The organism is Limnohabitans sp. TS-CS-82 (assembly GCF_002943475.1).
Window position 1 is genome coordinate 1 of record NZ_PTQX01000023.1, and the last position, 21,367, is coordinate 21,367.

General features: G+C 54.7%; 26 protein-coding genes and 3 tRNA genes. 13 read left to right on the top strand and 16 right to left on the bottom strand.

Features of this window, described 5'->3' with window-relative positions:
- Positions 1-77: 77 nt before the first annotated feature.
- Positions 78-524, bottom strand: coding sequence for a response regulator transcription factor (locus tag C5F52_RS28190; protein WP_104801698.1), 447 nt, complete (start codon positions 522-524; stop codon positions 78-80).
- Between the two features lie 154 nt (positions 525-678).
- Here C5F52_RS28190 and C5F52_RS28195 point away from each other — a divergent pair, with 154 nt between their 5' ends.
- Positions 679-1,395, top strand: coding sequence for a hypothetical protein (locus tag C5F52_RS28195; RefSeq protein ID WP_146100184.1), 717 nt, complete (start codon positions 679-681; stop codon positions 1,393-1,395).
- A 40-nt stretch (positions 1,396-1,435) separates the two neighbouring features.
- Positions 1,436-1,717 carry an HU family DNA-binding protein gene (locus tag C5F52_RS28200; RefSeq protein ID WP_104801759.1) on the top strand — a complete coding sequence of 94 codons (282 nt, stop codon included), beginning with the start codon at positions 1,436-1,438 and terminating at the stop codon, positions 1,715-1,717.
- Positions 1,718-1,745: 28 nt separating this feature from the next.
- Here C5F52_RS28200 and C5F52_RS28205 read toward each other — a convergent pair whose 3' ends face one another.
- Together C5F52_RS28205 and C5F52_RS28210 are read right to left on the bottom strand one after the other, a co-directional pair.
- Positions 1,746-3,296 carry a cryptochrome/photolyase family protein gene (locus C5F52_RS28205; protein ID WP_104801700.1) on the bottom strand — a complete coding sequence of 517 codons (1,551 nt, stop codon included), beginning with the start codon at positions 3,294-3,296 and terminating at the stop codon, positions 1,746-1,748.
- Positions 3,297-3,360: 64 nt separating this feature from the next.
- Complete coding sequence (locus C5F52_RS28210; RefSeq protein ID WP_104801701.1) at positions 3,361-3,846, bottom strand: YajQ family cyclic di-GMP-binding protein; 486 nt, start codon at positions 3,844-3,846, stop codon at positions 3,361-3,363.
- Positions 3,847-3,885: 39 nt separating this feature from the next.
- Here C5F52_RS28210 and murB point away from each other — a divergent pair, with 39 nt between their 5' ends.
- Positions 3,886-4,950 (top strand): UDP-N-acetylmuramate dehydrogenase, encoded by a 1,065-nt coding sequence (gene murB / locus C5F52_RS28215; protein WP_104801702.1) that lies wholly within the window; start codon positions 3,886-3,888, stop codon positions 4,948-4,950.
- Between the two features lie 179 nt (positions 4,951-5,129).
- On the opposite strand, the gene argG is transcribed toward murB, so the two are convergent.
- The 4 genes from argG to C5F52_RS28235 form a co-directional block, all read right to left on the bottom strand.
- A complete protein-coding gene (argG, locus tag C5F52_RS28220) occupies positions 5,130-6,470 on the bottom strand; it encodes an argininosuccinate synthase (protein ID WP_104801703.1) in 1,341 nt (446 codons plus the stop codon).
- A 22-nt stretch (positions 6,471-6,492) separates the two neighbouring features.
- Positions 6,493-6,810 (bottom strand): pyrimidine/purine nucleoside phosphorylase, encoded by a 318-nt coding sequence (locus tag C5F52_RS28225; RefSeq protein ID WP_104801704.1) that lies wholly within the window; start codon positions 6,808-6,810, stop codon positions 6,493-6,495.
- A 125-nt stretch (positions 6,811-6,935) separates the two neighbouring features.
- Positions 6,936-7,502 carry a glycine zipper 2TM domain-containing protein gene (locus tag C5F52_RS28230; RefSeq protein ID WP_104801705.1) on the bottom strand — a complete coding sequence of 189 codons (567 nt, stop codon included), beginning with the start codon at positions 7,500-7,502 and terminating at the stop codon, positions 6,936-6,938.
- Positions 7,503-7,600: 98 nt separating this feature from the next.
- The gene (locus C5F52_RS28235) at positions 7,601-7,960 is read right to left on the bottom strand and encodes an ArsC family reductase (protein ID WP_104801706.1); all 360 of its coding nucleotides are present in this window, start codon (positions 7,958-7,960) and stop codon (positions 7,601-7,603) included.
- Positions 7,961-8,007: 47 nt separating this feature from the next.
- On the opposite strand from C5F52_RS28235, the gene folC reads away from it, so the two are divergent.
- The 9 genes from folC (at position 8,008) to C5F52_RS28280 (ending at position 15,016) form a co-directional block, all read left to right on the top strand.
- Complete coding sequence (gene folC / locus C5F52_RS28240) at positions 8,008-9,309, top strand: bifunctional tetrahydrofolate synthase/dihydrofolate synthase (protein WP_369954638.1); 1,302 nt, start codon at positions 8,008-8,010, stop codon at positions 9,307-9,309.
- A 10-nt stretch (positions 9,310-9,319) separates the two neighbouring features.
- Positions 9,320-10,036, top strand: coding sequence for an SPOR domain-containing protein (locus C5F52_RS28245; RefSeq protein WP_104801708.1), 717 nt, complete (start codon positions 9,320-9,322; stop codon positions 10,034-10,036).
- Entirely contained in the window at positions 10,036-10,530 is a 495-nt protein-coding gene (locus C5F52_RS28250; protein ID WP_104801709.1) for a CvpA family protein, read from the top strand. Before C5F52_RS28245 ends, C5F52_RS28250 begins: the two co-directional genes overlap by 1 nt.
- Positions 10,530-12,044, top strand: a complete 1,515-nt coding sequence (gene purF / locus C5F52_RS28255; protein WP_104801710.1) for an amidophosphoribosyltransferase — start codon at positions 10,530-10,532, stop codon at positions 12,042-12,044. The genes C5F52_RS28250 and purF overlap by 1 nt, the downstream gene beginning before the upstream one ends.
- Positions 12,045-12,051: 7 nt before the next feature.
- Entirely contained in the window at positions 12,052-13,263 is a 1,212-nt protein-coding gene (locus C5F52_RS28260) for an O-succinylhomoserine sulfhydrylase (protein ID WP_104801711.1), read from the top strand.
- Positions 13,264-13,276: 13 nt separating this feature from the next.
- Positions 13,277-14,662, top strand: a complete 1,386-nt coding sequence (gltX, locus tag C5F52_RS28265; protein ID WP_104801712.1) for a glutamate--tRNA ligase — start codon at positions 13,277-13,279, stop codon at positions 14,660-14,662.
- A 34-nt stretch (positions 14,663-14,696) separates the two neighbouring features.
- Positions 14,697-14,772 (top strand) — tRNA-Ala (locus C5F52_RS28270).
- A gap of 34 nt (positions 14,773-14,806) precedes the next feature.
- Positions 14,807-14,882, top strand: a tRNA-Glu gene (locus tag C5F52_RS28275).
- A gap of 57 nt (positions 14,883-14,939) precedes the next feature.
- A tRNA-Asp gene (locus C5F52_RS28280) sits at positions 14,940-15,016 on the top strand.
- Between the two features lie 90 nt (positions 15,017-15,106).
- On the opposite strand, the gene xerC is transcribed toward C5F52_RS28280, so the two are convergent.
- The 4 genes from xerC to C5F52_RS29810 form a co-directional block, all read right to left on the bottom strand.
- Complete coding sequence (gene xerC, locus C5F52_RS28285) at positions 15,107-16,204, bottom strand: tyrosine recombinase XerC (RefSeq protein WP_104801713.1); 1,098 nt, start codon at positions 16,202-16,204, stop codon at positions 15,107-15,109.
- Positions 16,205-16,214: 10 nt separating this feature from the next.
- Positions 16,215-16,451, bottom strand: a complete 237-nt coding sequence (locus tag C5F52_RS30465) for a DUF4224 domain-containing protein (protein ID WP_104801714.1) — start codon at positions 16,449-16,451, stop codon at positions 16,215-16,217.
- Between the two features lie 79 nt (positions 16,452-16,530).
- On the bottom strand, positions 16,531-17,280 hold the full coding sequence (locus C5F52_RS28295) for a zeta toxin family protein (RefSeq protein ID WP_146100185.1): 750 nt from the start codon (positions 17,278-17,280) through the stop codon (positions 16,531-16,533).
- A 42-nt stretch (positions 17,281-17,322) separates the two neighbouring features.
- On the bottom strand, positions 17,323-17,664 hold the full coding sequence (locus C5F52_RS29810) for a hypothetical protein (protein WP_146100186.1): 342 nt from the start codon (positions 17,662-17,664) through the stop codon (positions 17,323-17,325).
- 101 nt (positions 17,665-17,765) lie between these two features.
- On the opposite strand from C5F52_RS29810, the gene C5F52_RS28300 reads away from it, so the two are divergent.
- A complete protein-coding gene (locus C5F52_RS28300) occupies positions 17,766-18,860 on the top strand; it encodes a hypothetical protein (RefSeq protein WP_104801716.1) in 1,095 nt (364 codons plus the stop codon).
- A 24-nt stretch (positions 18,861-18,884) separates the two neighbouring features.
- On the opposite strand, the gene C5F52_RS28305 is transcribed toward C5F52_RS28300, so the two are convergent.
- Genes C5F52_RS28305 through C5F52_RS28325 form a run of 5 tightly spaced genes read right to left on the bottom strand, consistent with a single transcriptional unit; the run spans position 18,885 to position 21,366 of the window.
- Positions 18,885-19,364 (bottom strand): ankyrin repeat domain-containing protein, encoded by a 480-nt coding sequence (locus tag C5F52_RS28305; protein ID WP_104801717.1) that lies wholly within the window; start codon positions 19,362-19,364, stop codon positions 18,885-18,887.
- A complete protein-coding gene (locus C5F52_RS28310; RefSeq protein ID WP_104801718.1) occupies positions 19,361-19,753 on the bottom strand; it encodes a hypothetical protein in 393 nt (130 codons plus the stop codon). Before C5F52_RS28310 ends, C5F52_RS28305 begins: the two co-directional genes overlap by 4 nt.
- Positions 19,754-19,755: 2 nt before the next feature.
- A complete protein-coding gene (locus tag C5F52_RS28315) occupies positions 19,756-20,106 on the bottom strand; it encodes a hypothetical protein (RefSeq protein ID WP_104801719.1) in 351 nt (116 codons plus the stop codon).
- On the bottom strand, positions 20,099-20,491 hold the full coding sequence (locus tag C5F52_RS28320) for a hypothetical protein (protein ID WP_104801720.1): 393 nt from the start codon (positions 20,489-20,491) through the stop codon (positions 20,099-20,101). The genes C5F52_RS28315 and C5F52_RS28320 overlap by 8 nt, the downstream gene beginning before the upstream one ends.
- The gene (locus C5F52_RS28325) at positions 20,488-21,366 is read right to left on the bottom strand and encodes a hypothetical protein (protein ID WP_146100187.1); all 879 of its coding nucleotides are present in this window, start codon (positions 21,364-21,366) and stop codon (positions 20,488-20,490) included. The genes C5F52_RS28320 and C5F52_RS28325 overlap by 4 nt, the downstream gene beginning before the upstream one ends.
- Position 21,367 lies beyond the last annotated feature (1 nt).

Here is a 21,367-nt window from a genome sequence, read left to right on the forward strand (position 1 = left end):
CGATTGGGTATATTCCACCTGCCGAGGCTGAGGCCAACTACTATCGGCAACTCGCTGAGAAGGCCAACACCGAAGTGTTAACTTAAACCAACTGGCCTCCTCGAAATGCGGGGCGATTCAAAGCTTTGGCCGGGTGCCCGCGCGAGTGCGCACAAAATCTGCACATCGCTCGTCGTCAGGGTCACCATGCGATCGGGGCCTCTGAGTGACAGACGCGAGAGCTGCAGCACCAACGTATGGCTCAATGAGGTGGCATTTCTCATGCGCTTACCCAAAGCCGCCACACCCGCCATCAGCTCTTGCGGGTGCACGGGTTTGGTCAGGTACAGGTCGGCGCCACTTTCGTAACCCACCACCTTGTCACCAATTTGTGAGCGTGCGGTGGTGATCACGATGCCCACATTGGGGTGCGACGCACGCAGGCGCCGTGTGAGGCTCAGGCCGTCTTCGTCGGGAAGATTCAGGTCAATCACATACACGTCAGGCACAAAACCACCCGTGACATCGGCACAACAGTCAACCATTCAAACGGCTATTGGAAGTGGTTCAAGCAGCACAGGTAGCACTAGCACCACAGGCAGTTCAACCAGTGCAGGTGGTACAGGTAGCTCAAGTAGCAACACCAACACCTCAAGCAGCACAGGTAGCACAGGTAGCACAAGCAACGCGACCGCAACTGTGAGCACCTCGACAACGCCAGCGCAGATTCAAGCGCTGTCGAATGCGGATGTGGCCGCTTTGACGCCAACGCAATTGACGGCCTTGACCCGCGAGCAACTCGGCGGCTTCACGCCTTCGCAAGTGGCGGCCTTGCCCGCATCGGCGGTTGCTGCTTTGTCGGCTACGCAGTTGGGCGCGTTGAGCGTGAATCAGCTCGGTGGCATGGGGGCCGCACAGGTGGCGGCGTTGACGCAGGCACAGTTGAGCAACTTGTCGGTTAGCCAGCAAGCGCTGTTGTCGCTCAAGAGCGCTGCTGGCGGTAACGCCAACACCCAAGGCGGTAGCTTCACGTCTGCCGTGAGTCCTGCAGCCCAACCTAACGTGGTGCCTGTGGCGCCCTCAGTGGCTGCTGTGGTGACGGTGTTGGCGCCCAGCCAGTCGGCCAGCCTGACGCCCGCGCAAGTGACGGGGCTGAGTGCTTCGCAGGTGCAGGGCATCACGCCGTTACAGTTGTCGGTGATGGAGCCTAAGCAGATTGCCAGTTTGACGACGGCTCACCTGGGCGGTTTGACGACCGAACAGATGGGCGCTCTGACACCGGTTCAGCTGCAGGCGCTGTCGCCAGAGCAAATGGCGGTGGTCACGCAGGTCAAGGCCTCGGTTGCAGCGCCTCAGGGCGGTGTGACGGTAACTTGCGACCCAACGGTAACCGGTGCTTGCAGCGCAGGGCGTTGATCGCCGTTGATGAAGTATTTTTATGACCAAGGAGAAACCATTGAATAAGTCTGAATTGATTGAAGCCATCGTGAAGGAAACCGAGCTGTCCAAGGCCGATGCTTCGCGCGCGCTCAATGCCGTGATCGACACCATCGTCAAAACGGTGGCCAAAAAGCAAGATGTGCAGTTGATTGGCTTTGGCACTTTCAAAGCGGCCAAGCGTGCAGCGCGCACGGGCAAGAACCCTCGCACCGGCGAGCCCCTGAAAATTGCGGCGGCCACGGTGCCTAAGTTTTCTGCGGGTGCCGTGTTTAAGACGGCCGTGAATAAGAAAAAGTGAGCGTTACAGCGCTGCGGTTAAAAGACGCTTAGGCCACTGGGTGGCCGATGTGTCGATGTGACTGCGCTTGCAAAGCAATCGCCTCACGCTCTTCGGACGTGAGGCGATTTGCATTTTTGAGCTGCATGAGCATGCGCGGGTTTTTGGCCAGCGTGTCTGCATGCCGAATGAGGTAGTCCCAATACAGGGTGGTGAAGGGGCAGGCCGTCTCGCCTGTGGATTGGGCGGGGTTGAAGCGGCAGCCTTTGCAGTGGTTGCTCATGCGGTCTATGTATTTGCCACTGGCCACATAGGGCTTGCTGGCCATGAGGCCACCGTCGGCAAATTGGCTCATGCCCAAGGTGTTGGGCAGCTCGACCCATTCCACGGCGTCGACATACACGCCCAAGTACCACTGGTGCACAGCTTTGGGCTCGACGCCCAGCAGCAAGGCGTAGAGGCCCGTCACCATCAGGCGTTGAATGTGGTGTGCGTAGCCATGCGCCAAGGTTTGTTGAATGGCGTCGCGCAGGCAAGCCATTTCGGTTTCACCGGTCCAGTAAAACTCGGGCAGCGGTTCGTGGGCCTGCATGGCATTGCGCTCTAGGTAGTCTGGCATGTGCGTCCAGTAAATGCCGCGCACGTATTCACGCCAGCCCAAGATTTGACGCACAAAACCTTCCACCGCTTCTAGGGGGGCATGCCCTCGGCGAAGCGCATCTTCTGCCGCGGCCACGACTTCGCGTGGGTTGAGCAGTTTCAAATTCAAGGCACACGACAAGTGCGAGTGGTACAGCCAAACGTCGCCTTCCCACATTGCATCTTGGTAAAGGCCAAAGCTGGGCAGTCGGTGCGCAATGAAGTCCGCCAAGGCCGACAGCGCTTGCTCGCGCGTGACGGGCCAGCCAAAGCTCGCCACCGAGCCAGGGTGGTGCGCGAAGCGTTGGTTCACCAATTGAATGACGTCTTGGGTGATGGCATCGGGTTCAAACCGGCTGGGTTGTGGCAACAGCCCGGGGCCTTGTTTGCCAAAGCTGCCTCGGTTGTCTGCGTCGAAGTTCCATTGGTCGCCCACGGGTTTTTTACCGTCCATCAAGATGCCAGTTTTTTGGCGCATCTCGCGGTAGAAAAACTCTAGGCGCAGTTGCTTGCGGCCTCGGGCATGTTCGGCGAAATCACGCACGGTGCTGAAAAAGTGCGTATCGTCCCGAATTTCAAGGGACAAGGCATGGGTGCAGGCGACCGATCGCAGGCTTTGCAGCACGCGCCATTCGCCTGGCGCCGTCATCACCAACTTCTGGGGCTGGGTGCGAAGAATGGCTTTGTCCAATTCGCCCGCCAAGGTGCCCGAGTTGTCAGGCGCATCCAACGGGGTGTAGAGCACGGTCCAGCCGCGTGCTTCCAGCCTGGCCGCGAAGTGACGCATGGCACTTAGAAAAACGGTGGTGCGTTGTTTGGCCGACGTGATGTGCGTGGACTCTTCAGTAACCTCGGCCATCCAAATGGCGTCTTGTTGGGGATCGAAGTCGCTCAGGGCCGAAGCGTCTTCGTCGAGCTGGTCCCCCAAGATCAATACGAGGTGTCTGAGTTGAGATGGCATTGAGAGGCGCTCTTTAGGAATGGGGCTCTGGCCCCTGTGGCCCCTGGAGTGTGTCCCGTTGGGTTTAATCGCGGAAGTTGTTGAACGACAGGGGCAGGTCGGTCATTTCTTTACGAATCAACGCCATGGCGGCTTGCAGGTCGTCGCGCTTGGTGCCGCTCACGCGCACAGCGTCGCCTTGGATGGCGGCTTGCACTTTGATCTTGCTGTCTTTGAGCAAGCGTTGAATCTTCTTGGACACTTCGGTTTCGATGCCGTTGCGGATTTTGATGACTTGTTTGACCTTGTCGCCGCCCATTTTTTGCACATCGCCTTTGTCGAGAAAACGCACGTCGACTTCGCGCTTGGTCAGTTTGTTGCGCAACACGTCTTCGACTTGCACCAGCTGAAAGTCGGCATCGCCAAACATGGTGATTTCTTTGTCTTTCAGTTCAACCGCGGCAGACGTGCCTTTGAAGTCGAAACGGGTGGCGATTTCTTTGGCCGTGTTTTCAACGGCATTTTTAACTTCCACCAAATTGGGCTCGAGTACGGTGTCAAAAGAGGGCATATCAGTCAGCTTTCAAAATCAGAGTGAGACAATTGTCCTATGTTAGTTGAGCCCAATTACCCCCTTCAAGCACACAACACGTTTGGCATCGTCGCCAAGGCGTTTCAGTTGGTGCGCGTGCAATCTGAGGCCGATGTGCAGGCCGTCATTGCCGACCCAGCGTTGCGCGAGAGCCCGAAGCTGGTGCTGGGCGGCGGCAGCAATATGGTGCTGACCGGTGACGTCAAACCCTTGGTGCTTAAAGTCGAGCTCAAAGGCATGCGCTTGGTGCAAGAGACCGACAAGGCATGGGTGGTCGAAGCCGCCGCCGGTGAAAGCTGGCACGACTTGGTGCGCTGGACCTTGGACAACGGCTGGCCGGGCCTAGAGAACATGGCGCTCATCCCAGGCTGCGTGGGCGCCTCTCCTGTGCAAAACATCGGCGCATATGGCGTGGAGTTGCAAGACCGGTTTGAGTCCTTAGACGCCATCGACCTGACCACGGGCCAGACCTTCAGCCTCAATTCGGCGCAATGTGCCTTTGGCTACCGCGACTCGGTGTTCAAGCACGAAAGCAGTGGCCGGGACGGGGAGAGCAGGGGCTTAGGGTTGGCAGGCAGAGCCCTCATCACCCGCGTGCGGTTCTTGCTGCGCAAAGACTGGAAGCCCGTGCTGGGCTACCTCGACCTCGAACGCAAAATGACCGAAACCGGCATCAGCCAACCCACGGCCATGCAAATTTTTGAATGGGTCTGCGCCATTCGCAAAGCCAAGTTGCCCGACCCCGCGGTCATTGGCAACGCTGGTAGCTTCTTCAAAAACCCCACCGTCACCCAAGACCAATGCGACGACATCATCGCCCGCGACCCGAAAGTGGTGCACTACGTGTTGGACGATGGCCGCATCAAACTCGCCGCCGGTTGGCTGATTGACGCCTGCGGCTGGAAAGGTAAAACCGTGGGCAACGCAGCCGTCTACGAAAAACAAGCCTTGGTTTTGGTCAACAAAGGCGGCCGCGACAACCCGTGTACAGGCGGCGAAGTCATGACCTTGGCCAAAGCCATTCAAACCAGCGTGTATGAACGGTTTGGCATTCGATTGGAGCCTGAGCCGGTGGTGGTGTAAGGTGAAGCCGCATGGCGATGTGCGCTGCAAAGCGAATGTCCTCCGGCTTCGGCCTAGGGCCGTTAGCCTCCCCCTTGACTTCGCTTTGCAGCGCACATCGCCATGCGGCTTCCGCGAACAACTTGCCATAAAAAAAGCGACCTCAAAAGGTCGCTTTTTCAATGGAAGAAAGAAGTCGCTTACTTCTTAGACCCGCCATCCAACTTGATCATGTCAGCACCTTCGCCCAACGACAGCAAGCCGGTGTGTGCGTAGATGCCCAGCTTGGCGCGTGTGTCCACGATGTCCAAGTTGCGCATGGTCAATTGGCCAATGCGGTCCAGCGGGCTGAACGGCGCGTCTTCCACTTTTTCCATGCTCAAACGCTCTGGCGCGTAAGTCAGATTGGGCGACTCGGTGTTGAGGATTGAGTAGTCGTTGCCACGGCGCAGCTCTAGGGTCACAGTGCCGGTCACGGCGCGAGCCACCCAGCGTTGGGCGGTTTCGCGCAGCATGATGGACTGTGGGTCGAACCAGCGGCCTTGGTACAACAAACGGCCCAAGCGCAGGCCGTTGATGCGGTACTGCTCGATGGTGTCTTCGTTGTGAATGCCCGTCACCAAACGCTCGTAAGCGATGTGCAACAGCGCCATGCCCGGGGCTTCGTAGATGCCGCGGCTCTTGGCTTCGATGATGCGGTTTTCGATTTGGTCGCTCATGCCCAAACCGTGGCGGCCACCGATTTCGTTGGCTTTGAGGAACAGCTCCACAGGGTCAGCGTATTCCACACCGTTCAAGGCGACGGGTTGGCCTTCTTCAAAACGGATGCTGATTTCTTCGGCTTTCACCACGCAGTCGTCGCGCCAGAAGGGCACACCCATTAGGGGCATGACGATCTTCATGCCGCTTTGGAGGCTTTCCAAATCTTTGGCTTCGTGGGTCGCACCCAGCATGTTGCTGTCGGTCGAATAGGCCTTTTCGGCGCTCATCTTGTAGCCAAAACCGTTGGCGGTCATGAAGGCTGACATTTCAGCGCGGCCACCGAGTTCGTCGATGAACAACTGGTCCAACCAAGGCTTGTAGATTTTCAAGCTGGGGTTGGTCAACAAACCGTAGCGGTAGAAGCGCTCGATGTCGTTGCCCTTGAAGGTGCTGCCATCGCCCCAGATGTTGACGTCGTCTTCTTTCATTGCAGCCACGAGCATGGTGCCGGTGACGGCACGGCCCAAAGGCGTGGTGTTGAAGTAGGTGATGCCACCGGTGCTGATGTGGAACGCACCGCACTGAATAGCGGCAATGCCTTCGTGGGCAAGTTGTTTGCGGCAGTCGATGAGGCGGGCTTTTTCTGCGCCGTATTCCATCGCTTTGCGTGGGATTTCGTTGTAGTCCGACTCGTCGGGCTGGCCGAGGTTGGCGGTGTAGGCGTAGGGCACAGCGCCCTTTTGCTTCATCCACAAGAGGGCAGCAGAAGTGTCGAGGCCACCTGAGAAGGCGATGCCGACTTTTTGGCCTTTGGGGAGGTGTTGGAGGATGGTGCTCATGGTGTGGTGTGTCCGCCGTCGATTAACCGAAGTGGCAGATGTAGTGGTAGGGCGCGGTCACGCGAATGTCGAACTTCGAGTTGCCGGGCACGTTGAATTTTTCGCCTGCGCTGGACTTGACCCAGTCTTGGCTGCCGTCGAGTTTGTATTCACAAAAGCCGCCCACGCATTCCATGATCTCAGGAGCGCCCGTGTTGAATGTCAGGGTGGCGGGCAGGATGACGCCCACCGACAGCTTGGTGCCGTCAGCCAAAGTCAGGCCGTGGCTCACACATTTGCCGTCAAAGTACACATTGGCTTTGGTGGTGACACTGGCGCCGTCAATTTTTTCTGTGGTCATGGTGCGAAAAGGGGTTGGTTTGCAAAACCCTAGATTTTAGGGGACCGAAAACGACAAAAGCCGCACAAGGCGGCTTTTGCTGGCAAAGCTGGCTATTTTCGAAGCAGCGTGTCCGTCGCAGCGTGTCAGTAGCGGGGGGCCGAGCCTGCGGGGGGCACGGGGTAGCTTGAGTGGGGGGCCGAGTTGTAGTTTTGGCTAGGTGGGTTGGCCATCGGCGTGATTTGCAAGCGCACGGTGGGGCCTGGGTCTTGTGGCATTTGCACGGTGTATTGCTTGCCTGCGAATTCGTACACCACGTTGTAAGACATGGTGCGGTTCTCGTAGAACATCTGCTGGGTGCAGTTTTGCACGTTGCGCACTTCGGGTGTTCCGGGGCCTTCGACCTTGTCTCCCAAGATCGCGCCGCCGAACAGACCGAGCATGGTGGCTGCAGCACGGCCAGAGCCTTGGCCCATGCTGTTTCCAATGGCGCCACCCGCAATGGCACCCATAGCGGCACCCGCGCCTGACTTCGAGCCTTGGCTCACGACTTGTTCGTTGTTGCACACCTGACGCGGCACGGCCACTTGTTGAATGATGGGCGTGCTGGAGATGACGCGACCCACTTCTTGGGCCTGAGCACCGAGGCTCACGCCTGACAAAGCGGCCAAAACGACGACTGTCAAACTGCTGTGCGTGATGAATTTTTTCATGGTACTTACCTTTTTCTGAACCTAGACTAAGTGTAGTCTTCGCGTGATTTGTGTACGGCTTGGCGTCTGTAAAGCAGGGGTAAAACCGCGCTCAGACTTTAGGCAACAACGCGCTGCCAAGCTTCAGGGTTGACGCCGACGATGGTCGTTTGGCCTTTGACCACCACGGGGCGCTTGATCACGCTGGCGTGTTCCAGCATCAAGGCGCGTGCGCTGGCGGCGTCGGTCACACTGGCTTGCAGGGCGGGGTCGAGCTTGCGCCAGGTGGTGCCTTTGCGGTTGACCAAGACCTCCCAGCTCACCTGAGACAGCCAAAGATCAACGGCGACAGTTGGCACGCCTTGCTTTTTGAAGTCGTGGAAGGTGTAGTCAATGCCATGCTCGCTGAGCCACACGCGTGCTTTTTTGACGCTGTCGCAGTTGGGAATGCCGTAAACGGTGATGGATGCTGTGTTCATGGGGCGACATCATGCCGCAAGACGGCAGGTGGGCGACAATCCAGACCATGAATTCATTAGACAGTTGGCTCGCGCACTGCGAGCGTTTGCATCCCAAAAACATCGACATGGGCTTGGACCGTGTGCGCGTGGTGGCCGAGCGCCTGAATTTGCACTTTGACGGACCCGTGATCACGGTGGCGGGCACCAACGGCAAAGGTTCGACCTGCGCGATGTTGGAGGCGTGTTTGTTGCAGGCGGGTTATCGCACGGGGGTGTACACCTCGCCGCATTTGGTGCATTTTCAAGAGCGCTGCCGCATTCACGGCGAAACCGTGCAGCCCGACGATTTGTTGCCGCACTTCGCGCGTGTCGAGGCAGCGCGGGTTCAAGACGGTGATGAGGTGTCGCTCACTTACTTCGAGTTCACGACCTTGGCCATTTTGAGTTTGATGGCCTCGTCTCAGTTAGAGGTGGCAATTTTGGAGGTCGGGCTGGGCGGGCGTTTGGACGCCGTCAACGTCATCGATGCCGATTGCGCGGTGATCACCAGCATTGACCTCGATCACATGGAGTTTTTGGGCAACGACCGCGAAACGATTGGTCGCGAGAAGGCGGGCATCATGCGCACCGGCCGCCCCGTGATCGTGAGCGATCCTGTGCCGCCCCAAAGCGTGTTGGACCACGCTTTAGAAATTGGCGCTGATCTGTGGCAATTTGGCAAAGATTTCAACTTCACCGGCGACAAGCAGCAGTGGGGTTGGGCAGGGCGGGGCCGTCGCTACAGCGGTTTGGCTTACCCAGCGCTGCGCGGTGCCAACCAATTGGTGAATGCCAGTGGCGTGTTGGCGGCCTTAGAGGCCTTGCGCACCCGCATTCCCGTGACGGCGCAGGCCATTCGCAATGGGCTGGCGATGGTCGAGTTACCCGGTCGTTTTCAAATCGTGCCCGGCCAACCTGCCTTGGTGCTGGATGTGGCGCACAACCCCCATGCGGTGGCTGCTTTGACGGCCAATTTGGATGCGATGGGCTTTTACCCCACCACCCACGCCGTGTTTGGGGCCATGGCTGACAAAGACTTGGCGCCCATGCTGGCGCGCTTAGGCCCCTTGGTCGACCGTTGGTATTTCTGTGATTTACCCACCCCGCGTGCCGCCAGTGCCGAGCAATTGCAGGCGCAGTGGCAAGCCACCCAAACCCGCAAAGACGTGCAGGCCAGTACCCACGCCAACCCGCAAGCGGCACTGCAAGCGGCGGTGGCGGCGGCGGACCCCACTGATAGAATTGTGGTCTTCGGATCGTTCTTCACGGTCGGGGGTGTATTGGCGGAGGGTGTCCCCCGTTTAGATGCCCCACATTTGAGCTCCTGAGACCCCATTCATGGCCTTTTTTAAGTTTCGATTGCCCGGTCGCGCCGCTGGTGAGCACGCAGGTAATTTCAGCAATTCACCGACCGAAAGCGTCGAGGTTTTGCGTCGTCGCGCCCGTCATCGTTTGATTGGCGCTTCGGTGTTGGTCGTTTTGGGCGTGGTGGGCTTTCCGCTGGTGTTTGACACCCAGCCGCGGCCCGTGTCGGTGGACATCGCGGTTGACATTCCAGATCGTGCCAACAGCAAACCTTTGGTCTCGGCCTCGTCGACCACCAAACCCTTGGCGACGGGTGCCGGTTTGGACCCCAAAGAAGAGGTGATGGTTTCCGGTAAATCAGCCCCCAAATCTGACCCCAAGGTTGAAGCCAAGGCCGAACCCAAAGTCGAGCCCAAAGCTGACGTGAAGCCTAAAGCGGACCCCGCTAAAACAGAGGTTGCCAAAACTGATGTGAAGCCCGCAGACGACAAATCTGCCGCTTCTGACAGCAAAGACAACGCGCCCCGATTCATCGTGCAAGTCGGTTCTTTTTCTGAAGATTCCAAAGCCCGTGAGGTGCGTGCCAAGCTAGAAAAAGCGGGTTACAAAACCTACACCCATGTGGCCACGACCAAAGAAGGGCCGCGCACGCGTGTGCGCGTTGGGCCTTTCACCAGCCGTGACGAAGCCGACAAAGTGGCTCACAAAATCAAGCAGCTGCAGTTGCAGCCCGCTGTATTGGCGCTGTGATGTTGAACCTCACGGCGGTAGATTGGATTCTGCTGGCCGTCTTGGGCCTGTCTTTCTTGTTGGGTATTTGGCGCGGTTTGGTGCACGAGGTGTTGTCGTTGGCCGGTTGGGTGGTGGCATTTTTTGTGTCTCAGATGTATGCCCCTCAAGCCGCAGCGTGGTTGCCCATGGAGGGCAGCAGTCAAATGTTGCGTTACGCCGCTGGGTTTGTGACGGTGTTTGTGGCCGTGCTGGTGGCGACTGTTTTTCTGAGCTGGCTCATTCGAAAAATGGTGTCCGCGGTGGGGCTAGGGCCTTTAGACCGTTTGCTGGGCGCCGTGTTTGGCCTGCTGCGCGGATTGGTGATTTTGCTGGCGGCGACGGTGGTGGTGGGCATGACGCCCCTGCATGCGTCGCAGGCTTGGCAGCAGGCGCAAGGCGCGCCGTTGTTGCAACAGTTTTTGCATGTGTTGAAGCCGGTGCTACCGGCTGATTTTGGAAAGTACCTCCCCTAATGTGTGGCATCGTCGGCGTTGCAAGCAACGCACCTGTGAACCAGTTGATTTATGACGCCTTGTTGCTCTTGCAGCACCGCGGCCAAGATGCCGCGGGCATCGTCACCCAGCTGGACCGTAAATTCTTCATGCACAAAGCCAAAGGCATGGTGCGTGATGTGTTTCGCACCCGCAACATGCGCGCCTTGCCAGGCAACAACGGCTTGGGCCAAGTGCGTTACCCCACAGCAGGCAACGCGTTCAGCGAAGAAGAGGCCCAGCCTTTTTACGTGAACGCGCCGTTTGGTTTGGTGTTGGTGCACAACGGCAACTTGACCAACGCGCATGCGCTGAAGGCCGAGTTGTTCTCCGAAGACCACCGCCACATCAACACCGAGAGCGACTCTGAAGTGCTGCTCAACGTGTTGGCTCACGAGATTGACAAAGCCACACGCGGTTTGCCTTTGAAGCCTGCTGATGTGTTTGATGCTGTGCGTCGTGTGCACCGCCGCATCAAAGGCTCTTACGCTGTGATCTCGATGATTGCAGGCCACGGCTTGTTGGCTTTCCGCGACCCCTTTGGCATTCGCCCTTTGTGTATTGGTCGCGGTGCGGATGGCACTTACATGGTGGCCAGCGAGTCGGTGGCTTTGGAAGGCACAGGCCATGTGTTTGAGCGCGACATTGCGCCGGGCGAAGCCGTGTTCATTGACCTCGCAGGCCAAGCGCACTTCATGCAATGTGCCGAAGCGCCACAGCTCAAGCCTTGCATTTTTGAATACGTGTATTTGGCGCGCCCTGACTCGACGATGGACGGTATTTCGGTCTACCAAGCCCGTTTGAACTTGGGCGAAACCTTGGCCAAGCGCGTGGTGTCCGTGGTGCCGCCGACAGACATTGATGTGATCATTCCCATTCCTGAGTCCAGCCGCCCCAGCGCCACACAGCTGGCGCATTTGTTGGGCGTGCCTTACCGCGAAGGGTTTGTGAAAAACCGTTACGTGGGCCGCACCTTCATCATGCCGGGCCAAGGTGTGCGCAAAAAATCAGTGCGCCAAAAGCTCAACGTGATTGCCAGCGAATTCAAAGGCCGCAATGTGCTGTTGGTGGACGACTCCATCGTGCGCGGCACCACCAGCAAAGAGATTGTGCAAATGGCCCGCGACGCCGGTGCACGCAAGGTCTACATGGCCAGCGCGGCGCCGCCTGTGCGCTTCCCCAACGTGTATGGCATCGACATGCCCACGCCCGAAGAGCTGGTGGCGCATAACCGCACCATCGACGAAGTGCGTCAACTCATTGGCTGCGACGCCTTGATTTACCAAGACGTCGACGCCATGAAGCAAGCCGTGCGTGCGGCCATGGCCAGCGATGCGCCTGCGCTTGATGGCTTTGATGCGTCGTGCTTTGACGGCGTGTATGTGACCGGCGATGTGTCTGCGGGCGACATCGTGCGCCTGAACGAAAAACGTGTGGGCACAGAAGAGGGCGCCGAAGACAACTCGCGCCTCGCTTTACCCAACCCATCGGAGTGACCCAGGTATGAGCCAACACCCTTTGCCCGACGATCTGCATTTGGAAACGCTGGCCGTGCGCTTGGCAGCGGACCGCAGCCAGTACGGTGAAAACTCAGAAGCCCTGTACCTGACCAGCGGCTATGTGCAGCCTTCAGCCGAAGCCTCGGCCCGTCGCTTTGCCGGCGAAGAAGACGGCTACACCTACGGCCGTTCGGGTAACCCCACGGTGAGCAGCTTTGAAATGCGCTTGGCTGCCTTGGAAGGCAGCGAGGCTTGCTTGGCCACGTCGTCTGGCATGTCGGCCGTGATGCTGATGTTGTTCAGCTTGCTCAAAGCGGGTGACCATGTGGTGTATTCGCAGTCGATGTTTGGCTCGACCTTGAAGCTGATTGGCTCCGAGTTCGCACGCTTTGGCGTGGAGTCGACCGTGGTGCCGCAAACCGATTTGGCCGCTTGGAAAGCGGCCATTCGCCCCAACACCAAAATCTTGTTTGCCGAGACGCCGACCAACCCCTTGACCGAAGTGTGCGACATCGCCGCCTTGGCCGACATGGCGCACAACGCGGGCGCTTTGCTGGCGGTGGACAACTGTTTCGCTACCCCTGTACTGCAGCGTCCCATGGGCATGGGGGCAGACATCGTCATGCACTCGGGCACCAAGTATTTGGATGGCCAAGGCCGTGTGATGGCGGGCGCTTTGTGTGCCAGCGAAAAACTCATCAAAGAAAAATTGCTGCCTGTCATGAAAAACAGCGGCATGGTGCTGTCACCCTTCAATGCATGGGTGGTGCTCAAAGGCTTGGAAACACTCGACATTCGCATGCGCGCGCAAAGCGCCCAAGCCCACGCGCTGGCGCAGTGGCTGGAGCAGCATCCTGCGGTTTCGCGCGTTTATTACCCTGGCTTGGCGTCGCACCCGCAACATGCCTTGTCGATGAAGCAAATGTCGGGCATGGGCGGTGCGGTGTTGTCGTTTGATGTGAAGGCGGCTGACCCGCAGCAAGCGCGCACGCGCGCTTTCCATGTGCTCGATAGCCTGCGCGTTCTGTCCCTTTGTACCAACTTGGGCGACACCAAAACTTTGCTCACACACCCCGCCAGCACGTCACACGGCAAGCTGTCGGAAGACCAGCGTCAAGCCGCAGGCATTGGCCAAGGCATGATTCGCTTGGCCGCTGGCCTTGAGCATTTAGACGACATGAAGGCCGATCTATTGCGCGGCCTCGACACCCTTTGATTTTTCTTTCCGCATGACCAAAATTCGTACCCGTTTCGCGCCATCTCCCACTGGCTTTATTCACCTGGGCAACATTCGTTCGGCCTTGTACCCATGGGCGTTTGCACGCTCCACCGGCGGCGACTTTATTTTGCGCATTGAAGACACCGACCTTGAGCGCTCGAACCAAGCCTCGGTGGACGTCATCATCGAAGGCATGAAGTGGTTGGGCCTCGACCACGACGAAGGCCCGTTCTACCAAATGCAGCGCATGGACCGCTACAAGGCCGTACTGGAAGAGCTCAAAGCCGGTGGCCATGTGTACCCCTGCTACATGAGCATGGAAGAGCTCGACGCCCTGCGCGAACAGCAAATGGCGAACAAAGAAAAGCCACGCTACAACGGCACATGGCGCCCAGAGCTCGGCAAGACCTTGCCTGCGATTCTCGAAGGCGTGAAGCCCGTGTTGCGCTTTAAAAACCCACAAGGCGGCTCGGTCGTGTGGGAAGACAAAGTCAAAGGCCGCATCGAAATCAGCAACGACGAGCTGGACGATTTGGTCATTGCGCGTCCCGACGGCACGCCCACCTACAACTTCTGCGTGGTGGTGGACGACATCGACATGGCCATCACCCACGTCATCCGTGGTGACGACCATGTGAACAACACACCGCGCCAAATCAACATCTTCAAAGCACTGGGCAAAGACACGCCGGTCTACGCGCACTTGCCCACCGTTCTCAATGAGCAAGGCGAGAAGATGAGCAAGCGCAACGGCGCGAAGGCTGTCACGCAATACCGCGACGAAGGCTATTTGCCCGACGCGATGGTGAACTACCTCGCACGCTTGGGCTGGAGCCACGGCGATGACGAGATTTTCAGCCGCGCACAGTTCTTAGCGTGGTTCAACCTCGACCACCTCGGCCGCAGCGCCGCGCAGTTTGACGAAGCCAAGCTCAAGTGGGTCAACGCCCAGCACATGAAGGCCATGGCCGACGACGCTTTGGCGCCGTTGGTGCAAGCGCAGTTGGCCAAACGTGGCGTGGTCACGGATGAGCGCTTGCCCGCCATTTGTGGTTTGTTCAAAGACCGCTGCGACACCACGGTGGTCTTGGCGGATTGGGCCGCGGCGTTCTACGGCGACGTGACGCCCAAAGCCGAAGACTTGGCACAACACGTGACTGCGGCTGTTGAGCCTGCATTGGCGATGTTGGCTGAGAAGCTGACGTCATCCGCTTGGACCAAAGAGGCGGTGAGTGCCGCGATCAAAGAAGTCTTGGCCGCGACGGGTCTGAAAATGCCACAACTCGCCATGCCTGTGCGCGTGTTGGTCATGGGCACGCCCCAGACGCCATCGCTGGATGCCGTACTTTCTTTGTGCGAAAGAGAAAAAGTTTTGGGCCGTTTGACCAAACGCTAAAAACTGCGATATACTAACGTTCTCGACAGACATCGGGGGTATAGCTCAGCTGGGAGAGCGCTTGCATGGCATGCAAGAGGTCAGCGGTTCGATCCCGCTTACCTCCACCAGAGAGATGTCGAGTTGGTTAAGTCCACAGGTTATGACCCTATCGTCTAGAGGCCTAGGACATCACCCTTTCACGGTGAGTACCGGGGTTCGAATCCCCGTAGGGTCGCCAAGTTTTGTAGCACTTGGCTAGGTTGCGAAAGCAGCAGAGCAAAAGTTACAGCTACCAGGAGTGGTAGTTCAGTTGGTTAGAATACCGGCCTGTCACGCCGGGGGTCGCGGGTTCGAGTCCCGTCCACTCCGCCAAAATTTCGTAATGAAATCAAAGGGTTACAAGCTTAGGCTTGTAGCCCTTTTTGGTTTTTCAGGATCAAATTCCAAACTTTGGAATTCCACTTACTTTACCGGGGTGGCTTTTTTGAGTTGGCGACGGTCGTAAACCTTTCGAATCATGCGCTCGTTTGTGTGTCCAGTTGCATCTTGAGTGTCCGTTTGACCGGATTCGAGTTTGTCACTCACGCCTTTGGGTCGGCAGTCTTGCAGACTAAATTGTTCGAATTGAATTCCACGTTTTTTCGCCTCTTCCGCACAATCGCTCATCAGATCTTTCAAAATCGATTTCCAGCCCCCCTTTGAGTACACCGCACCGCTCAAATTTCCAAACAGATATTGTGTTCCTGCATCTTTGTTTCGCTTAAGCGCGAGAACTTCGTTAATCGTTTCTTTGAGTTCAGGGGTCCACTGCATCAAAATCGGTGCTTTTGATTTGCTTTTGCCGTCTTGCCAGATGATGCCCGCTTCTGTGACCGCAGTACGCTCAACACCCCGAATCTCGACTGAACGACGAAGGCAAAGCCAAGCGGTTTTTAATGCGAGTGCAACGATGTGACGAGAGCCACCAGCTTTGCGCCCCATTTCTAAGGCCAAATCAATCTCATCGTCGGTGACATAACGCCTTGACACTACAGTTTTATTTTTTCGCAATCCATTTGCTGGGTTAGTTGAAACACGACCTATTCGAATTCCATATTCAAGAATGACTTGAAAAAGAGAGATTTCTTTGTTACCTTTTGACGGCCTATTCGCAACTACACATGAGTCTAAGTAACCGTATAAATGTTCTTTTTCAATCGAGTTCGGATCCATGTGACCAAAAGCTTTGATTAAATTGTCCGCCTCACGTTTGTTTTCCGATAGCGTAGAGTTGGCCCTACGGTTTAAATTATTTAAAGGCAAAGAGTTTTGCCATTTCAACCAAGCTTCAATCAACTCTTTTGTCACTCCAGAAGGCCTTACGTTACTTTGTAGTAGAGCCGTTTCGTTAATTGCTTTCGACCGCAATGCCAAAATTGAAGCCTTATCAATGACTGGACATGAGTAGCGAAAGGCCCATTTGCCATTGGATTGTTTAAAACCAATGCTGTAAGTGCGTATGCCATAACGCTCATAAATGCGGTAGAGAAGACCCGTGTGGTTTATGCGTCGATTATTCATATATATGAAATTAAAAAATTGAAAGATTTGGTACCTGCTTAGTGCTTTTTTGCGAGTTTGCGTTATTTGAAAACACGCCATCACAAACACTTTCAAAGTGCCTTCGTTCTAAGATGATCTTGCCTTCACGCGCGCGATATGCCCTTACAAATCCTCGATCATGCAAGACTTGGAGTTGCTTAGTCGCAGAGGTATAGCCAGTAATTGACTGGATTTCCTCCGGACTTAATACAACAGAAGAGTTCATTTGCGTATGAAGATCTATTGAATATTTCAGAAAGCCCGCACTGACATCTTGTTGATGTTTTGGTGAGCTTTCTGAAATTTCACTTTGTCAAAGTCTCTTGAAATTTAGCGATGACAAGTGATAACCACGAGCGTGTACGAGTTTCAACAAACGGGTTGAGTTGCACGGGGCATGTGTTGTTTGCAATGTCGTGCAAACGCGCACCAAGACCATCTAAAGTGACTACATCAGCTAGCGGTGGCATTTCAATGACTTGCACAAGATCTGCATAGCGCTTGAATTCTTCATTTTCAAAAAGTGGTGCAAATGCTTTTTCTCCTACACCCCCGGGTGTGTGCCCCAGGTTTTTAATCAAGATGTGTTGAGCAGCTGTCAGCGAATCAATCGTTTCCATTACATGGGCCGCGCTGTCAAGAGAGCTATCAACGACAGTGATTGCCACAACTTGCATACCGCGCTCAATCAGGAGCTTGTCCATTGATTCACTTAGAAACCATTTCCTAGACAATCGATCTGTCCCGTTCCCTGTATCGATAACTATTGAGCGTCCCAGAGTTAAAGCATGTTCAACAATCTCTTGCTCAATGTTGCCTACCATTTCAGAGGCATTGCTGCCTGAAACTAGCAACGCATCCGGAACTTGGCGTTTGAGGCTGCTATTAGACGCATCGGCATCCAGTGCGATCACATCACGATCAAGGCTTTGAATCGCAATTCGTGCGATTTGCGCAGTCATCGTTTTTCCTACTCCCCCTTTGCCGAAAATCCAAACAAGTAGGGGGCGGTGATGCGTTGTGACTCGTTGTGATGTTGTCTTCTTTGCGGTCATAAAAATCCTTATTGATATGTCTGTCTGGATGCGATGCTGTGATCAGAGTCCTGGAGCTTTGGTCGTACGCAAGCTACGTAGGCTGGGGCTATCGGCGGGTTTTGTGATTGGCGTTGATGCCGTATTGGATTTCGGCCTCACTTCGTCTGACAGCAAGTCGGATGCATATTTCCGAAAGGTCCCTAACTTGATATCCACGCCGCAGCGAACTACATCAGCGTGCATCTCTTCGAGAGTTTTGCCTTGTTCGCGGGCAGCTTTTAACGAGTCATGCATTGCACGAACCATGGACCATGCGGACATAGATGACCGTGGTGGAGGCCCTGACAGCTCTTTGCGCAGATTTGCAAGTTGTTCTTCGGTCAGCGAGAAGTGGTTGCTCATGATCCCTCCTTGTAGAGCACAAACGCACAAAAAAAGAAAGCGCGTTTTTATGGATCATAATACGAAATCCAAAGACGTGTCGAGAAAATTAGGAGATAAGCATGGAGCACTTCAAAAAGAACGTGGTCGCTTGGTCAAAACTTTCAGCCATTGGGGCGAGACCACTTGCTGAATCAGTCGGCATCGATCGTGATGTTTATGCACGAGTGCTGAACAACCGAAGAGACCTCCCAGAAGAGAGCGCTATAGCTCTAGGGAGGGCGCTCGGGTTAAATGAGCACGGATTTGCTCCATGTCTGATGCAATCCAATTTGTGCAGGAATCTTGAGGACTTGAACGCCTTGGAAGAACTTGGCTTTAAAGTGAAGTACCTGGCGCAAGTCAAGACAGAAAAGGAATTCCGAGGTGGCTCCAGCTTGCAAAAATACGTTGCAATCTATTTCTCATACGATGGAGTGGGTCGCATTTCGATCATGCGAATGGCTACTGAGAAATGGTTGCGATTGACGGAAAATCTTGGCCATCCTAAGCTACCTGAACTTACGGTTGACACTCTAGTGATGCCCCATTTCAATGCTATTTCGCAAGAAGTCTCAGTGAAAAATTGGGAGCAATTGATCTATCTTTTAGATATAAACGATGAAAAAAATTTAGTTCGCTGGATTCGGGAGCAGTTAAATTGCTGGTTAGAAAGTGAAGGGCCGCAGATAAAAGCACAGAATCTCGCTAAAAAGATTATTCGTAAGACTCATCTGATCAGATTAACGGAGAAAAATTCAACACTTGTCGATTGGCCCATCGCCGCTCGAGATTTGGCAGCAACGCATTTCTTAGTACCTGTTACTACTGAGTTCTTACCTATTAAGGCGGTAGGTCTACGAAATGATAGAACCCGAGTTTTTGTATATATAACGGTACTGAATAAAAAAGAGAACCTGAAGCTTCCTCGAAACCTCGAACAGCCTGTTGATCAGGCATTGATATTCATGCGAACTGATGAGGGAGACGAAGAAAGTCACGAATTGATTTTTGATGGACCTATATCAAATTTGCTCGATCTTGGAGGGAGGTCGATAGTTCATGGCCTAAGAAATGATCCAGACAAACTAGACACAACAACAATTTTCTTTACGAATAAGCTCGTGGATCCTAGGGTGCGTTTGATGACGAGGACAGACCTTGATAAATTAGGTTGAATGTGTTTTTGGATTCATTAGTAGCTAATTCTCTCGTGTGGTGCTGATCAGAGCCAAAAGGTTTTTCATTGCGCTGGCATGAGCAAATCCCTTATGGATTTTGTCATCGAGCAGTTCTCTGGCTGATGGACCATCTTTGCACTTTGCTCCTGCCTTCGTTAATGCATCGACCATTTCTGAGTTTTTACTGTGCCGGAAGAGATGTGAGTACTTGGCAATGTCCAGAGGGAAATCTCCCTCTTTGTCTGGGATATTTGCATCTGCACCACGTTCAAGCAAGTGAACGGCTAGCCCATAGTAAGTTGCATCAACTGCTACAAACAAGGCTGTGCGTCCTTCGTCATCACGAATGTTGATGTCGTGACCTGATTCAAGAAGGTAGTCCACTAGTCTTCCGTTCCCGTCGCTAGCGGCGATGACAAGTGCGTCTGGCGCTTCAAGGTACAGAAAATTTGATAAATCCAGTGGATCATCTTCGAAATCTTGATCAAAAGCCTCGCTCATTGAGCCTCCATTTTTCTCTTGTTGTCTATGTCCATTCCATCAAGAAAGCTTTTAAGTTCTCCTCGATGGGCGCTTCTTGGGAGACCGAGCGTGATTCGCTCTGGTTGGAAATTTGGGTCTCTAAGACTGGCTTCAGCTCGTTCACGGGATAAATTGAAACGGGTAGGTAGATCGGGGTTCGAAAAGAACGCAATGCACTCGCCTTGGTTTGCAAAAGCATCTAACTCGTTCTGAGTGATGCAGAGGTACACGTTTTTCTGGCATGTCGAGCAATGCTTTACGGCTGCTTGTTCAGTCTTAGTAATTTCGAACCAATTTTTTGGGCACTCAAACGTCATTTCACAGTTCAAAAACTGTTGCTGAGGATCGCTAGGTTCGGACGCAGACATGATTAGAGGCTCTTTCTTGATTTGTTCGAAACGTTGCCGCTTCCTCGTTGCATGACGATGCTCCCTGTGTAGATGGCATCGGCCTCGAAATATCGAGTCTGAGTCACGTTGACGGAGTCGTCATTGCCAATCGCAAGAAAGTAGCTGCCTGGGCAGAGGTTCCCGAAATTGACCGCGCCGCCGTTACTCCTTCTGGATTGGACAACCCGCGAATTCCCAGGGCTACCAGATCGCAGCTCCACAAGAACACCCTCCCCAAACGTTTGCAGCGTGATGTTGTACTCTGTGTTGCATGCACCTGCACTTCCGGCCATTCCAAGAAGGAGCAGAGTGGAAATCAGATACTTATTCATGGTCGTCCTCCAAGTTGTCGTCGAAATGTTTGGCCTTGATCGATTGCAGAAAGGTAATCAGGTCCTCTAAATCTGCCGCAGCAAACATTCCTGCTTGCGAGAGTTCGACTGCAGACTCACCGATGTTGAGCATGTTTTCCTGCAAAATTTTTATGGCGTGTTCTTCAACAATATCGCGCCCATCTAGCTTCATTGAGGAAATCCATTCGCCTCGCATGTATGCCGAGTGATTGATGTTCTCGATGAGATCTTCAACTGTGCTTAGGTCCTCACGGTACTCGCCAGGCTTGTTTTCAAATGTGGACACTTCCCCATCGTCTAGGCCACCAGCTTTTTCAGAGCGTCGAGTGCCATTGATGGTGAGAACCATCGTGTGATTGATCATCGCGACTCCTCAGCTGCAATGTCTTTGATTTCGTAAATGTCTTCAAACCAAGCGGTAGGCTTCCAGTAGTCCCTGTCGGTTGGCTTGCTCCCGACTTTGTTCCAAACAGTTGTTCGAACATACTTGCCCTTGAGAGCGATTGCCTTGGCGAGCGTTTTGGGGATATCCCACTTTTTGAGCAGCTTGAGTCCGTTGCTGAGCTCAATTTGCGTGTATTGGGTCGGGCCTCGTTGTCGATCTATCGTGACAACTTTCGCGTCTTCGAGAATAGCTCCATCGGTCACATCAATGACTTGGTTCTCGTAGTTGACCTTGGACATCTCTTGATCCTGGACGGCCTCTTTGGCTTCGAGTTCAGAGATGCGGGCAAGGAGCACTTTCCGGTCTTCGTTGGCCTCCTCGAGCGCAGAGACAAGTCCTTCAACTTCGCCCTTGTTCAAAAGATCGGATAGGTCTTGCTGATTGCGGAGTTGCCCGTTCTTGTAAAGAGGGTGAAGGACATCGCGGATAAATTCTGGAGTGATCCGCGAGTCACCAGATTGGCGTGCGTCGGAGAGTGCCTTAGTCAGATTGGCTTCTGTGCGGATGTCTGATTCAGCAGGGAGAACGGTGAAAACAGGTGGAAGCTTTTGAGTGTCCTGGCTGTCCTTAATGACCAATCGCCACCGCCCTAGGTCCTTCCTCACGGGGTAGAGAGTGACAAGGTTCGCTATGACGTGATATCGCTTGTCAATTAGTTCGCGTCGGTTTTGTTGATCGGTCCCTGTTTCGTCATAGACTAGATTCTCAAGAAAGACTTTTCTATCCGAAAGCACAACGCCGACTCGCAAAGGAATCGTGTCGAGAATCGCATGAGTCGTTAGGTGTGCTTTCATA

Excerpts from the sequence above, each read along its gene's own strand:
- C5F52_RS28190 (WP_104801698.1), bottom strand. The coding sequence starts at position 524 with ATGGTTGACTGTTGTGCCGATGTCACGGGTGGTTTTGTGCCTGACGTG.
- C5F52_RS28205 (WP_104801700.1), bottom strand. The coding sequence starts at position 3,296 with ATGCCATCTCAACTCAGACACCTCGTATTGATCTTGGGGGACCAGCTC.
- C5F52_RS28210 (WP_104801701.1), bottom strand. The coding sequence starts at position 3,846 with ATGCCCTCTTTTGACACCGTACTCGAGCCCAATTTGGTGGAAGTTAAA.
- murB (WP_104801702.1), top strand. The coding sequence starts at position 3,886 with ATGTTAGTTGAGCCCAATTACCCCCTTCAAGCACACAACACGTTTGGC.
- argG (WP_104801703.1), bottom strand. The coding sequence starts at position 6,470 with ATGAGCACCATCCTCCAACACCTCCCCAAAGGCCAAAAAGTCGGCATC.
- C5F52_RS28225 (WP_104801704.1), bottom strand. The coding sequence starts at position 6,810 with ATGACCACAGAAAAAATTGACGGCGCCAGTGTCACCACCAAAGCCAAT.
- C5F52_RS28230 (WP_104801705.1), bottom strand. The coding sequence starts at position 7,502 with ATGAAAAAATTCATCACGCACAGCAGTTTGACAGTCGTCGTTTTGGCC.
- C5F52_RS28235 (WP_104801706.1), bottom strand. The coding sequence starts at position 7,960 with ATGAACACAGCATCCATCACCGTTTACGGCATTCCCAACTGCGACAGC.
- folC (WP_369954638.1), top strand. The coding sequence starts at position 8,008 with ATGAATTCATTAGACAGTTGGCTCGCGCACTGCGAGCGTTTGCATCCC.
- C5F52_RS28245 (WP_104801708.1), top strand. The coding sequence starts at position 9,320 with ATGGCCTTTTTTAAGTTTCGATTGCCCGGTCGCGCCGCTGGTGAGCAC.
- C5F52_RS28250 (WP_104801709.1), top strand. The coding sequence starts at position 10,036 with ATGTTGAACCTCACGGCGGTAGATTGGATTCTGCTGGCCGTCTTGGGC.
- purF (WP_104801710.1), top strand. The coding sequence starts at position 10,530 with ATGTGTGGCATCGTCGGCGTTGCAAGCAACGCACCTGTGAACCAGTTG.
- C5F52_RS28260 (WP_104801711.1), top strand. The coding sequence starts at position 12,052 with ATGAGCCAACACCCTTTGCCCGACGATCTGCATTTGGAAACGCTGGCC.
- gltX (WP_104801712.1), top strand. The coding sequence starts at position 13,277 with ATGACCAAAATTCGTACCCGTTTCGCGCCATCTCCCACTGGCTTTATT.
- xerC (WP_104801713.1), bottom strand. The coding sequence starts at position 16,204 with ATGAATAATCGACGCATAAACCACACGGGTCTTCTCTACCGCATTTAT.
- C5F52_RS30465 (WP_104801714.1), bottom strand. The coding sequence starts at position 16,451 with ATGAACTCTTCTGTTGTATTAAGTCCGGAGGAAATCCAGTCAATTACT.
- C5F52_RS28295 (WP_146100185.1), bottom strand. The coding sequence starts at position 17,280 with ATGACCGCAAAGAAGACAACATCACAACGAGTCACAACGCATCACCGC.
- C5F52_RS29810 (WP_146100186.1), bottom strand. The coding sequence starts at position 17,664 with ATGAGCAACCACTTCTCGCTGACCGAAGAACAACTTGCAAATCTGCGC.
- C5F52_RS28300 (WP_104801716.1), top strand. The coding sequence starts at position 17,766 with ATGGAGCACTTCAAAAAGAACGTGGTCGCTTGGTCAAAACTTTCAGCC.
- C5F52_RS28305 (WP_104801717.1), bottom strand. The coding sequence starts at position 19,364 with ATGAGCGAGGCTTTTGATCAAGATTTCGAAGATGATCCACTGGATTTA.
- C5F52_RS28310 (WP_104801718.1), bottom strand. The coding sequence starts at position 19,753 with ATGTCTGCGTCCGAACCTAGCGATCCTCAGCAACAGTTTTTGAACTGT.
- C5F52_RS28315 (WP_104801719.1), bottom strand. The coding sequence starts at position 20,106 with ATGAATAAGTATCTGATTTCCACTCTGCTCCTTCTTGGAATGGCCGGA.
- C5F52_RS28320 (WP_104801720.1), bottom strand. The coding sequence starts at position 20,491 with ATGATCAATCACACGATGGTTCTCACCATCAATGGCACTCGACGCTCT.
- C5F52_RS28325 (WP_146100187.1), bottom strand. The coding sequence starts at position 21,366 with ATGAAAGCACACCTAACGACTCATGCGATTCTCGACACGATTCCTTTG.